Below are 12,278 nucleotides of genomic sequence, written 5' to 3'. Positions count from 1 at the left end.
GTAACAGATGCGATCGGCCCTGACGGACTGACGCGAACAGCAGTTTACTCTTGTTCCCTTCGCAGGTATTAGCCTGATCAGGTTCCGCGGATCCCGAATTAACGGTCTCAGCCTTTTCCACGTTAGCCTGCGCATGGAAAATAGGCACTCCGACAAGATGAAATCCCTCCGCAGAGGGATAATGTACGTAAATTACGCGTTAACGGTTCACAACTCAAGCGGTCGGCGCAATATTATCACGCACGTCATTGCTCAGGTTATGGGCGACAGCCAGGGCGATCAGTTTATCTTCCAGCGCGAAACGCGCCTCCAGCGACTCGCCGATATCCGACAGCGCCTGCTGAAATTCAAGATAGTTATCGTGATCGATGGCGTTTTCGAGGCAGGTATCGTAGTAGTCCATCATCTGCTGGGTATTGGCTTCCAGCTGCGGGTAAAGCCGGGTGGCGGCTAAAAGAGGGGTATCGCCTTCCATTTCGCCAATAATGCGTTCATAAATACTAAAATGACCGGATGAGAGGTAATCCACCAGACTTTGGCAAAAGTCATCCAGCGCCTTTTCGTTTAGCCGCATAAACGACTCTTTGCCCGGTTTCAGGCCAACCAGGTTGTAGTAAGCCACGAGCAGATGCTTACGCACTTGTAGCCAGCGATCGACCAGTTCATTACTACCGCCAACGCGCTCCGTCAGATTTTCCAGCTGGTTTAGCATGATTGACTCCGCTAGTTTTGATTTAAATCTGCTCACCAAAATGTAAATATAATGTTAACAACATGCCAGTGAAGCAAAGGTAGTGCAATAGATATGGATCGTATTATTGAAAAATTAGATCGCGGCTGGTGGGTTGTCAGTCACGAACAAAAATTATGGTTGCCTGGTGGAGAATTACCACATGGCGAAGCGGTTAATTTCGATCTTGTCGGCCAGCATGCGCTGCATATTGGCGAGTGGCAGGGCGAGTCCGTGTGGATGGTGCGCCAGGATCGTCGCCATGACATGGGATCGTTGCGCCAGGTGCTGGATCAGGATCCGGGACTCTTCCAGCTGGCTGGGCGGGGGATCCAGCTCGCCGAATTTTATCGCTCGCATAAATTTTGCGGTTACTGCGGCCACCCGATGCATGCCAGCAAAAGCGAATGGGCGATGCTGTGCAGCCACTGCCGTGAACGTTACTACCCGCAAATTGCCCCCTGCATTATCGTGGCAATCCGTCGCGACGATGCGATCCTGCTGGCGCAACATACGCGCCATCGCAACGGCGTGCACACCGTGCTGGCCGGCTTTGTCGAGGTCGGCGAAACCCTTGAGCAGGCGGTGGCTCGCGAGGTGATGGAGGAGAGCGGTATTCGGGTAAAAAACCTGCGTTACGTGACCTCTCAGCCATGGCCGTTCCCGCAGTCGCTGATGACCGCCTTTATGGCGGATTACGCAGATGGCGAGATCGTGGTCGACAAAAAAGAGTTACTGACCGCGGACTGGTATCGCTATGACGACCTGCCGCTTCTGCCGCCGCCGGGGACAGTGGCGCGGCGGCTTATCGAAGATACCGTCGCGATGTGTCGGGCAGAGTTCGAGTGACATGTTACACTGGGCGTATCAACGCTAAAGGAATGTAAAAATGACCGAACTGAAGAACGATCGTTACCTGCGCGCGCTGCTGCGTCAGCCGGTTGATGTCACCCCGGTGTGGATGATGCGCCAGGCGGGCCGCTATTTACCGGAGTACAAAGCCACCCGTGCGCAAGCGGGCGACTTTATGTCGCTGTGTAAAAATGCCGAGCTGGCCTGCGAAGTGACTCTCCAGCCGCTGCGCCGTTACCCGCTGGACGCGGCGATCCTCTTTTCGGACATCCTGACCATCCCGGACGCCATGGGGCTGGGGCTGTACTTTGAAGCTGGCGAAGGTCCGCGCTTCACCTCGCCGGTAAAAAGTAAAGCCGACGTCGACAAGCTGCCGATCCCGGATCCGGAGCAGGAGCTGGGCTATGTAATGAACGCCGTGCGCACCATTCGCCGCGAACTGAAAGGCGAAGTGCCGCTGATCGGTTTTTCCGGTAGTCCATGGACGCTGGCTACGTACATGGTGGAGGGCGGCAGCAGCAAGGCTTTCACCGTGATTAAAAAGATGATGTACGCCGAGCCGCAGGCGCTGCATGCGCTGCTGGATAAGCTGGCGAAGAGCGTTACCCTGTATCTCAACGCGCAGATCAAAGCCGGCGCGCAGTCGGTGATGATTTTTGACACCTGGGGCGGGGTGCTGACCGGCCGCGACTATCAGCAGTTCTCCCTCTACTACATGCATAAGATCGTCGATGGCCTGCTGCGGGAAAACGAAGGCCGCCGCGTGCCGGTGACTCTGTTCACCAAAGGCGGTGGTCAGTGGCTGGAAGCGATGGCGGAGACCGGCTGCGATGCGTTGGGTCTCGACTGGACCACCGATATTGCCGATGCTCGCCGTCGCGTGGGTAACAAAGTAGCGCTACAGGGCAATATGGATCCGTCGATGCTCTATGCGTCCGCCCCGCGTATTGAAGAAGAAGTGGCGACTATTCTTGCCGGCTTTGGCCAGGGGGAAGGCCACGTCTTTAACCTTGGACACGGTATTCATCAGGACGTTGACCCCGAGCATGCGGGCGTCTTTGTTGAGGCTGTGCACCGTCTGTCCGCACCCTATCACCAGTAGGAGATAAGCCCTATGGATTTAGCCGCACTACGTACCCAACAGCAACAGTTAGCCGCGTCGGTAGAGCGTGCGGATCGACTGGATCGCGACCCGCCGGCGTTGATCGGCGGCGCGGACGTCGGGTTTGAGCAGGAAGGGGAGATCACCCGGGCTGCGATGGTGCTGCTGACCTGGCCTGAGCTTGAGCTGGTGGAGTATCAGGTGGCGCGGGTCGCCACCTCTATGCCCTATATTCCCGGCTTTCTCTCGTTTCGCGAAACGCCTGCGCTGCTGGCGGCGTGGGAGCAGCTTTCGCAAAAACCGGACCTGCTCTTCGTTGACGGACACGGCATTTCTCATCCCCGGAGATTGGGCGTCGCCAGCCATTTTGGCCTGATGATTGATGTGCCGACTATCGGAGTGGCGAAAAAACGCCTGTGCGGCAAAATCGGCGACCTGGGTGATGAGCCTGGCGCGCTGGCCCCGCTGATGGATAAAAATGAGCAACTGGCCTGGGTCTGGCGCAGCAAAGTGCGCTGCAACCCGCTGTTTATTAGCACCGGCCACCGGGTAGGCATGGACAGCGCTTTAATGTGGGTTGAGCGCTGCATGCGAGGCTACCGTCTGCCCGAGCCGACGCGCTGGGCCGATGCGGTGGCGTCCCGTCGTCCGTCGTTTGTGCGTTGGCAAGCAAATCACAGCTGATTCAGGTACACTGCGCCTAATTTCTGACTTCGAGAATTCATCATGTTACAAAACCCGATTCACCTGCGCCTGGAGAAGCTGGAAAGCTGGCAGCATGTCACTTTTATGGCCTGCCTGTGCGAACGTATGTATCCCAACTACGCGATGTTCTGCAAGCAAACCGAGTTTGGCGACGGCCTGCTTTATCGTCGTATCCTGGACCTGATCTGGGAAACGCTGACGGTTAAAGATGCGAAGGTGAATTTCGACAGCCAGCTGGAGAAGCTGGAAGAGGCGATCCCGGCGGCAGATGATTTCGACATGTACGGTGTCTATCCGGCCATAGACGCTTGCGTGGCGTTGAGTGAACTGATTCATTCTCGTCTGAGCGGCGAAACGCTCGAGCACGCGATCGAGGTGAGCAAGACCTCCATCACCACCGTGGCGATGCTGGAAATGACCCAGGAAGGTCGCGAAATGACCGACGAAGAGTTGAAAGCGAATCTGGCGGTAGAGCAGGAATGGGATATTCAGTGGGAAATTTTCCGCCTGCTGGCCGACTGTGAAGAGCGTGATCTTGAGCTGATAAAAGGCCTGCGCGCGGACCTGCGCGAGGCTGGCGAGAGCAATATTGGTATAAATTTTCAGCAGTGAGACCAGAAAACGTGATTTACCGCCTGAATTGTAGCGTCTGAAGGCTTCCATTCCGCCCCCCGTCTGGTCTACATTTGGAGGGCGAAAAAAAGTGGCTATCGGTGCGTGTATGCAGGAGGGTGCTTTTTTGGCATTTCCGTCGCACTCGATGCTTAGCAAGCGATAAACACATTGTAAGGATAACTTATGAACAAGACTCAACTGATTGATGTAATTGCGGACAAAGCTGACCTGTCCAAAGCACAGGCTAAAGCTGCCCTGGAATCTACCCTGGCTGCAATTACTGAGTCTCTGAAAGAAGGTGATGCTGTTCAACTGGTTGGTTTCGGTACCTTCAAAGTGAACCACCGCGCTGAGCGTACTGGCCGCAACCCGCAGACCGGTAAAGAGATCAAAATCGCTGCAGCTAACGTGCCGGCATTTGTTTCTGGCAAAGCACTGAAAGACGCAGTTAAGTAAGACCGCGTGGCAGTGAACAGTTTTATCGAAGGGGCTATTAAGCCCCTTTTGTCTGTCTGGCGCCGGCCTCTGGCGCTGGCGGGCATCCTGTTGCTGACTGCCTGCAGCCACGACACGTCGCTACCGCCGTTTACCGCCAGCGGATATGCGGACAATCAGGGAGCGATGCGCATCTGGCGTAAAGATTCTGGCGATGAAGTCCATCTTCTCGCCGCCTTCAGCCCGTGGCGTCACGGGGACACCTCGACCAGCGAATATCGCTGGCAGGGCGATCAACTGGCGCTTATCGAACTCAATGTCTATGGCAAACCGCCGGAACATATTCGCGCCCGTTTCGACGCGCAGGGCGATCTGAGCTTTATGCAACGGGAAGTGGACGGGCAGAAGCAGCAGCTCTCCAGCGACCAGGTCGCGCTATATCGTTATCGCGCCGAACAGATCCGCCAGACCAGCGACGCCCTCCGCCAGGGGCGGGTCGTCCTGCGGCAGGGGCGCTGGAAAGCTGCCGCGCATACCGTGCTGACCTGCGAAGGGCAGACGGTTACGCCCGACCTCGATAGCCGGGCCCTGGCGCACATTGAACGCCGCCAGAGCCACGCTTCCGCCGCAGTGAGCATTGCCTGGCTGGAGGCGCCGGAAGGCTCTCAACTGCTGCTGGTCGCCAATGAAAACTTCTGCACCTGGCAGCCGACGGAAAAAAGCTTCTAACCTTTACCAGTGGTTCATGCCCATATGACCGCCGGCGCTACCGCGACAGCCGCCATATCCCATTCCTGCGCCGCGGGGAACGCCTGCCTCAGCCAGGGCGATATCAAACTTCACCCGCTGCTGATCCAGCTTCTGGCGTAAGCCTTCCATCTCCTGAGCGACAGCTTCAATCTTCCCGCTGTCCGGCTTTTGCGCCGTGAGCAGCGCATTGTACTCATAGCGTTTGGACTGCAGCTGCTGGCGCAGGGCGCTGGTTTGCGCATAGTAATCGTTATGCAGCTTTTGCACGGTAGCCTGCTGCTCCTGGGTCAGCTGACTGTAGCCCTGGTTGCCCATCCCGTTATTGTTGCCCCAGTGGTGGTTGGCCCAGGCCGCGTTGCTGGCGAAGGTCAGCGCGGCAAAGGTAACGAGGGCGAGAGGTAAGGTACGGTTCCGTTTCATGGCATTTTCTCCTGTGTGGTTTCCCTCGGTATTGCATCTTCCATGCCAGTCTGAAAAAGCCCGTCTGTGTGGGCCTGCCGAAGCCTTTGCCGAGGAGAGCGAGTAAAAATGACCCGTTCCGCCAGGGTCAGGCGAGTCATTTTTACTCGCTTAAGCGCAGGCGATATGTTTGAGAGCAGGATTGGCCGCGCGGAAACATGGCATGATTTCTGCTGAAGGAGCCTGCAGATAGTGAAAAAGAGATGACAAGGACTCGCCGATGAAGATCAAATCTCTCTCCCGGGACGCCGCCGCTGGCGCGCTGAGCTGGCTGCTGACCGGCACGGTTGTGCTGCTGGTCATGCTGTTCTCCGCGATGATCGTCCGCGACTACGGTCGCGAGACGACCGCTGCCCGACAAACCATTGAAGAGAAAGGGAGCGTGCTGATCCGCGCGCTGGAGTCCGGCACGCGCGTCGGGATGGGGATGCGTATGCATCATGCGCAGCTGCAGGCCCTGCTGGAAGAGATGGCCTGGCAACCGGGCGTCCTGTGGTTCGCGGTGACCGATGAAAACGGTAAAATTATCGCCCATAGCGATCCGCAGCAGGTGGGTAAAACGCTGTATAGCCCGGCGCAGATGCGTGCGTTAGCGGTTGGCGAACAGGCCCGCTGGCGCCGGCTTAGCGAACCGCAGCCGGCGCTGGAGATCTATCGCCATTTTCGCCCGCTTAATCCGGCCCGCGGCCACCATATGGGAATGATGAACCGCGGCAATAGCGCCCTGGCTCAGGCCATCGTCCCGCAGGTGATTTTTATCGCCTTTGATAGCCGCGAGCTGGATGCCGCGCAGGCCCGCGGGCAGCGGAATATGGCCATCATGCTGGGTGCCGCCGCGCTGGTGATAGCGGCGACGATCCTCGCTCAGTTCTGGTTCCGCCGCTATCGTCGCTCGCGGAAACAGCTGCTGGAGGCGATGGCCCGCAAGGAAAAGCTGGTGGCGCTTGGCCATCTGGCGGCGGGGGTCGCGCACGAGATCCGCAACCCGCTCTCGTCGATTAAAGGGCTGGCGAAATATTTTGCCGAGCGCACGTCGCCTGGCGGCGAGTCGCATCAGTTAGCCCAGGTGATGGCCAAAGAGGCTGATCGCCTGAACCGGGTGGTCAGCGAGCTGCTGGAGCTGGTCCGGCCCGCCCATCTAAACTACCAGACAGTCGATATCAACGCGCTTATCCGCCACTCATTGCAGTTGGTAAGCCAGGATGCGCAGAGCCGCGGGATCGCGCTGCAATTTACTCCGCGACCTGAGTTAACCACGATCAGCGCCGACCCCGATCGCCTGAATCAGGTGCTGTTGAATCTGTACCTGAATGCAATGCAGGCGATTGGCCGTGACGGCGTCATTCGCGTAACAGCAAGCGAAGCCGATCGTCAGCGGGTGAAAATCGTCGTCACGGATAGCGGTAAGGGGATGAGCGATGAAGAGTTACAGGCTATCTTCATGCCGTATTTCACCACCAAGGCGGACGGCACCGGGCTGGGGCTGGCCGTAGTGCAGAATATTATCGAACAACATGGCGGGACGATCCGCGCCGAAAGTCAGCCGGGAGCTGGAGCGATATTTACGCTTTGGTTACCGGTGGATGCTCAACGGAGGGAAGATGAGCAGCGATAAAGTACAGATTCTGGTCGTTGATGATGACATCAGCCACTGCACGATCCTGCAGGCGCTGCTGCGCGGCTGGGGCTATCAGGTGGGGTTGGCTCACAACGGCCTGCAGGCGCTGGAGCAGATCCATCAGCAGGTCTTCGACCTGGTGCTGTGCGATATCCGTATGGCGGAGATGGACGGTATCGCAACGTTAAAAGAGATTAAGGCCTATAACCCGGCGATACCGGTGCTGATCATGACGGCGTTTTCCAGCGTCGGTACGGCGGTAGAAGCTATTAAGTCCGGGGCGCTGGATTATCTGGTTAAACCGCTGGATTTTGACACCCTGCAGCAGACGCTGGTTCAGGCATTGGCGCACACCCGGCAGAGCGAGAGCGACCCCAGCGTTGCGACGGATTCACGGTGGGGCATGATTGGCGACAGCCCGGCGATGCAGGCGCTTCTTAACGATATTACGCTGGTGGCCCCTTCGGACGCGACGGTGCTGATTTATGGGGAGTCGGGAACCGGTAAGGAGCTGGTGGCGCACGCCATCCACGCCTGCAGCGAGCGTCGTGACAAGCCGTTGGTCACGCTCAACTGCGCGGCGCTGAATGAGTCACTGCTGGAATCCGAGCTATTCGGTCATGAAAAAGGGGCGTTTACCGGGGCGGATCGGCGGCGGGAAGGACGCTTTGTCGAAGCGGATGGCGGCACGCTGTTTCTTGATGAGATAGGGGATATCTCGCCAGTGATGCAGGTCCGCTTGCTGCGGGCGATTCAGGAACGCGAAGTGCAGCGCGTGGGCAGTAATCAGACGCTTTCTGTCGATGTGCGGCTAATCGCCGCCACCCATCGTAATCTGGCGGAGGAGGTGAGCGCCGGGCGTTTTCGCCAGGATCTCTATTACCGCCTGAATGTCGTAACTATTGATATGCCGCCGCTGCGCCGGCGACGGGAAGATATTCCGCAGCTGGCGCAGCATTTTTTCAAACGCTATACCGAACGCAATCGTAAGACGGTAAAGGGGTTCACGCCACAGGCGATGGACCTGCTGATCCACTACCCCTGGCCGGGCAATATTCGCGAGCTGGAAAACGCGGTGGAGCGGGCGGTGGTGCTACTGACCGGAAACTATATCTCTGAGCGAGAACTGCCCCTGGCGATCGCCGGTACGCCGCTGCCATCAGGCGGGAGCGAGGAGGGGGGAATTCAGCCGTTAGTGGAAGTGGAGAAAGAGGTGATTCTGGCGGCGCTGGAAAAAACGGGCGGCAACAAAACCGAAGCCGCCCGTCAGTTAGGCATTACGCGCAAAACGCTGCTGGCGAAACTTAGCCGTTAGCCTTTTCACGTTCGATGGCGCGCCAGCCGATATCGCTACGGCTAAAGCTACCGTCCCAGCGAATGTCGGTCAGCAGCTGATAGGCGCGCTGCTGCGCCTGCGCCACGGAGTCACCCAGCGCGGTGACGCACAGCACGCGCCCGCCGTTGGTGACCACGCGCTGGTCGTCAGACAGTTTGGTGCCGGCGTGGAAGACCTTACCGTCTGCGACTTCCTGCTGCGGCAGGCCGTAGATCTCATCGCCCGTATTGTAGCTGCCCGGATAGCCGCCGGCGGCAACCACCACGCCCAGCGACGCGCGGTCATCCCACTCGGAGGTTTTCTCGTCCAGCTTGCCCGCGCAGGCGGCGAGGCACAGCTCGACCAGGTCGGACTTCATGCGCAGCATGATCGGTTGGGTTTCCGGGTCGCCAAAGCGGCAGTTGAACTCAATCACCTTCGGGTTGCCCTGCTTGTCGATCATCAGACCGGCGTAGAGGAAACCGGTATAGGTGTTGCCTTCAGCGGCCATGCCTTTCACGGTTGGCCAGATAATCCGCTCCATGGTGCGCTGGTGGACTTCGTCAGTAACCACCGGCGCCGGGGAGTACGCCCCCATCCCGCCGGTGTTCGGGCCGGTATCGCCGTTGCCGACGCGCTTGTGATCCTGGCTGGTGGCCATCGGCAGGACGTGCTCGCCGTCGACCATCACAATAAAGCTAGCCTCTTCGCCATCGAGGAACTCTTCAATCACGATGCGGTGGCCCGCGTCGCCAAAGGCGTTGCCGGCCAACATATCTTTGACCGCCGCTTCGGCTTCCTCGAGGGTCATCGCCACGATAACGCCTTTACCCGCCGCCAGACCGTCGGCTTTGATGACGATCGGCGCGCCTTTCTCGCGCAGATAAGCCAGCGCAGGCTCCACTTCGGTGAAGTTCTGGTATTCCGCCGTCGGAATATGATGACGGGCGAGAAAATCTTTGGTGAAGGCTTTTGAGCCTTCCAGCTGCGCGGCGCCTTCGGTTGGCCCGAAGATGTTCAGCCCGGCGGCACGGAACGCGTCGACCACGCCAATGACCAACGGCGCTTCCGGGCCAACGATGGTCAGATCGATGTTCTCATCCTGCGCGAAGCGAAGCAGCGCCGGAATATCGGTGACGCCGATGGCGACGTTTTGCAGCGACGGCTCCAGAGCGGTACCGGCGTTGCCCGGCGCGACGTAGACGGTATCAACCAGCGGCGACTGAGCCGCTTTCCAGGCCAGCGCGTGCTCGCGCCCGCCGTTGCCGATTACTAATACTTTCATCTGCTGCTCCATGAATTAATGGCGGAAGTGGCGCATGTCGGTGAAGATCATGGCGATGCCGTGTTCGTCAGCGGCGGCAATCACTTCGTCGTCACGGATAGAGCCGCCCGGCTGAATAACGCAGGTGATGCCTACCGCGGCTGCGGCATCGATGCCGTCGCGGAACGGGAAGAAAGCGTCAGAGGCCATGGCGGAACCTTTCACTTCCAGACCTTCATCACCGGCTTTAATTCCGGCGATTTTCGCCGAGTAGACGCGGCTCATCTGACCGGCGCCTATGCCGATGGTCATATTATCTTTGGCATACACAATGGCGTTGGATTTGACGAATTTCGCCACTTTCCAGCAGAACAGCGCATCGCGCAGTTCCTGCTCGGTTGGCTGACGTTTGCTGACCACGCGCAGTTCACCTGCGGTGACCATGCCGAGATCGCGGTCCTGAACCAGCAGACCACCGTTAACGCGTTTGAAATCGAGGCCGGCAACGCGAGTATCCCACTGGCCGCAGGTCAGTACGCGGACGTTCTGCTTCGCGGCGGTGATTTTCAGCGCTTCTTCGCTGGCGGACGGCGCGATGATCACTTCGACGAACTGGCGAGAGATGATCGCCTGCGCGGTTTCAGCATCCAGCTCGCGGTTAAAGGCGATGATGCCGCCGAACGCGGAGGTTGGGTCGGTTTTGTAAGCGCGATCGTAGGCGTCAAGAATCGAGTTGCTGACGGCAACGCCGCACGGGTTGGCGTGCTTAACGATAACGCAGGCCGGCTCGTTGAACTCTTTTACACACTCCAGCGCCGCATCGGTATCGGCAATGTTGTTATAGGAGAGCGCTTTGCCCTGCAGCTGAGTGGCGGTCGCCACGGAGGCCTCTTTTACATTCTCTTCTATATAGAAAGCCGCCTGCTGGTGGCTGTTTTCGCCGTAGCGCATATCCTGCTTCTTAATGAAGTTCAGATTCAGGGTACGCGGGAAGCGGCCAGCGGCTTCTTTGCTTTCGCCGTGATAGGCCGGAACCATGCTGCCGAAGTAGTTGGCGATCATGCTGTCGTAAGCGGCGGTGTGTTCGAAGGCTTTAATGGCGAGGTCGAAGCGGGTGGCCAGCGTGAGAGAACCTTCGTTGGCGTCCATCTCATTAATAATGGCGTCGTAGTCGCTGCTCTTAACCACGATGGCGACATCTTTATGGTTCTTCGCCGCGGAGCGCACCATGGTCGGGCCGCCGATATCGATGTTTTCCACCGCGTCTTCCAGCGAGCACCCTTCACGAGCGACGGTCTGGGCGAACGGGTAAAGGTTCACGACAACCATATCGATAGGCGCGATACCGTGTTGCTGCATGATACCGTCATCCTGACCGCGACGACCGAGGATGCCGCCGTGTACTTTCGGATGCAGGGTCTTCACGCGTCCATCCATCATTTCCGGGAAACCGGTGTAGTCAGAGACTTCGGTAACCGGCAGGCCTTTATCTGCCAGCAGGCGAGCGGTGCCGCCGGTGGACAGCAGCTCGACACCACGAGCGGAAAGCGCCTGCGCGAATTCGACGATACCGGCCTTGTCAGAAACACTGAGCAGAGCGCGGCGGACTGGACGACGTTGTTGCATGGTATTAAATCCCCAGGATTTGAACATTACAGAGAGCGTTAGGTGAGTTTTTGCCTAAAAACTCACCTAACGCACCCAACCGGGCATCCGTGTCATAGCGCGGCATTGTAACGAAAACGTTTGCGCAACGCTCGCGAATTTTTATGTTTCTCTCCAGGCCGGTGAATCTCCTTCTATATAGCTGGCGATCCACGGGGCTAGCGGTCATGTTTTTACGCTCTCCTGTGGATAATTCTGTGTGTAACGAGGTATAAAGCGGGGTTTTGCTGGGGAATGCAGCAGTCAGTCATTTTTCTGCCATTTTTCTATTGCGGACGCTCGAGAACTCCCTATAATGCGCCTCCATCGACACGGCGGATGTGAATCACTTCACACAAACAGCCGGTTCGGTTGCAGAGAAAAATCCTGAAAAACGGGTTGACTCTGAAAGAGGAAAGCGTAATATACGCCACCTCGCGACAGAGCGCTAAAGCGCGTCGCAACTGCTCTTTAACAATTTATCAGACAATCTGTGTGGGCACTCAAAGTGACATGGATTCTTAACGTCCTCGGACGAAAAATGAATACCAAGTCTCAAGAGTGAACACGTAATTCATTACGAAGTTTAATTCTTTGAGCATCAAACTTAAATTGAAGAGTTTGATCATGGCTCAGATTGAACGCTGGCGGCAGGCCTAACACATGCAAGTCGAGCGGTAGCACAGAGAGCTTGCTCTCGGGTGACGAGCGGCGGACGGGTGAGTAATGTCTGGGAAACTGCCTGATGGAGGGGGATAACTACTGGAAACGGTAGCTAATACCGCATAA

General features: G+C 57.7%; 12 protein-coding genes, 1 rRNA gene and 1 riboswitch. Of the genes, 9 read left to right on the top strand and 4 right to left on the bottom strand.

What is annotated here, in order from left to right; genetic code table 11:
* Nucleotides 1-37 precede the first annotated feature (37 nt).
* Nucleotides 38-162, bottom strand: a riboswitch (TPP riboswitch).
* Nucleotides 163-214: 52 nt separating this feature from the next.
* Nucleotides 215-712 carry an Rsd/AlgQ family anti-sigma factor gene (locus KHQ23_RS23510; protein WP_002884324.1) on the bottom strand — a complete coding sequence of 166 codons (498 nt, stop codon included), beginning with the start codon at nt 710-712 and terminating at the stop codon, nt 215-217.
* Between the two features lie 93 nt (nt 713-805).
* Here KHQ23_RS23510 and nudC point away from each other — a divergent pair, with 93 nt between their 5' ends.
* The 6 genes from nudC to KHQ23_RS23480 all read left to right on the top strand — a co-directional run bounded on the left by nudC (nt 806) and on the right by KHQ23_RS23480 (nt 5,168).
* Entirely contained in the window at nt 806-1,579 is a 774-nt protein-coding gene (gene nudC / locus KHQ23_RS23505; protein WP_002884327.1) for an NAD(+) diphosphatase, read from the top strand.
* Nucleotides 1,580-1,619: 40 nt separating this feature from the next.
* Nucleotides 1,620-2,684: a uroporphyrinogen decarboxylase gene (hemE, locus tag KHQ23_RS23500; protein ID WP_002884329.1), complete on the top strand. Its 1,065-nt coding sequence runs from the start codon at nt 1,620-1,622 to the stop codon at nt 2,682-2,684.
* A 12-nt stretch (nt 2,685-2,696) separates the two neighbouring features.
* Nucleotides 2,697-3,368, top strand: a complete 672-nt coding sequence (gene nfi, locus KHQ23_RS23495) for a deoxyribonuclease V (protein ID WP_004152311.1) — start codon at nt 2,697-2,699, stop codon at nt 3,366-3,368.
* Between the two features lie 42 nt (nt 3,369-3,410).
* Nucleotides 3,411-4,001 (top strand): YjaG family protein, encoded by a 591-nt coding sequence (locus tag KHQ23_RS23490; RefSeq protein WP_032422051.1) that lies wholly within the window; start codon nt 3,411-3,413, stop codon nt 3,999-4,001.
* 186 nt (nt 4,002-4,187) lie between these two features.
* A complete protein-coding gene (gene hupA, locus KHQ23_RS23485) occupies nt 4,188-4,460 on the top strand; it encodes a nucleoid-associated protein HU-alpha (protein WP_002884342.1) in 273 nt (90 codons plus the stop codon).
* A 12-nt stretch (nt 4,461-4,472) separates the two neighbouring features.
* On the top strand, nt 4,473-5,168 hold the full coding sequence (locus KHQ23_RS23480; protein WP_032430516.1) for a DUF1481 domain-containing protein: 696 nt from the start codon (nt 4,473-4,475) through the stop codon (nt 5,166-5,168).
* Between the two features lie 3 nt (nt 5,169-5,171).
* Here the strand turns inward: KHQ23_RS23480 and zraP are convergent, their stop codons facing one another.
* On the bottom strand, nt 5,172-5,609 hold the full coding sequence (gene zraP / locus KHQ23_RS23475) for a zinc resistance sensor/chaperone ZraP (RefSeq protein ID WP_002884346.1): 438 nt from the start codon (nt 5,607-5,609) through the stop codon (nt 5,172-5,174).
* 259 nt (nt 5,610-5,868) lie between these two features.
* Here zraP and zraS point away from each other — a divergent pair, with 259 nt between their 5' ends.
* Both zraS and zraR read left to right on the top strand, forming a co-directional pair.
* Nucleotides 5,869-7,263 carry a two-component system sensor histidine kinase ZraS gene (gene zraS / locus KHQ23_RS23470; RefSeq protein WP_032435783.1) on the top strand — a complete coding sequence of 465 codons (1,395 nt, stop codon included), beginning with the start codon at nt 5,869-5,871 and terminating at the stop codon, nt 7,261-7,263.
* Nucleotides 7,250-8,581, top strand: coding sequence for a sigma-54-dependent response regulator transcription factor ZraR (gene zraR, locus KHQ23_RS23465; protein WP_032430515.1), 1,332 nt, complete (start codon nt 7,250-7,252; stop codon nt 8,579-8,581). Before zraS ends, zraR begins: the two co-directional genes overlap by 14 nt.
* Here zraR and purD read toward each other — a convergent pair.
* Both purD and purH read right to left on the bottom strand, forming a co-directional pair.
* Nucleotides 8,571-9,866, bottom strand: coding sequence for a phosphoribosylamine--glycine ligase (gene purD, locus KHQ23_RS23460; protein ID WP_002884357.1), 1,296 nt, complete (start codon nt 9,864-9,866; stop codon nt 8,571-8,573). The genes zraR and purD overlap by 11 nt on opposite strands.
* A gap of 15 nt (nt 9,867-9,881) precedes the next feature.
* The gene (purH, locus tag KHQ23_RS23455) at nt 9,882-11,471 is read right to left on the bottom strand and encodes a bifunctional phosphoribosylaminoimidazolecarboxamide formyltransferase/IMP cyclohydrolase (RefSeq protein WP_004178254.1); all 1,590 of its coding nucleotides are present in this window, start codon (nt 11,469-11,471) and stop codon (nt 9,882-9,884) included.
* A 627-nt stretch (nt 11,472-12,098) separates the two neighbouring features.
* Between purH and KHQ23_RS23450 the strand changes: the two genes are divergently transcribed.
* Nucleotides 12,099-12,278, top strand: a 16S ribosomal RNA gene (locus tag KHQ23_RS23450); the annotation flags it as partial.

The organism is Klebsiella sp. 64 (genome assembly GCF_018223915.1).
Lineage (GTDB): Bacteria > Pseudomonadota > Gammaproteobacteria > Enterobacterales > Enterobacteriaceae > Klebsiella > Klebsiella pneumoniae.
The sequence above is the reverse complement of the archived record's forward strand: the minus strand, read 5'-3'. Positions and strand labels throughout refer to the sequence as shown.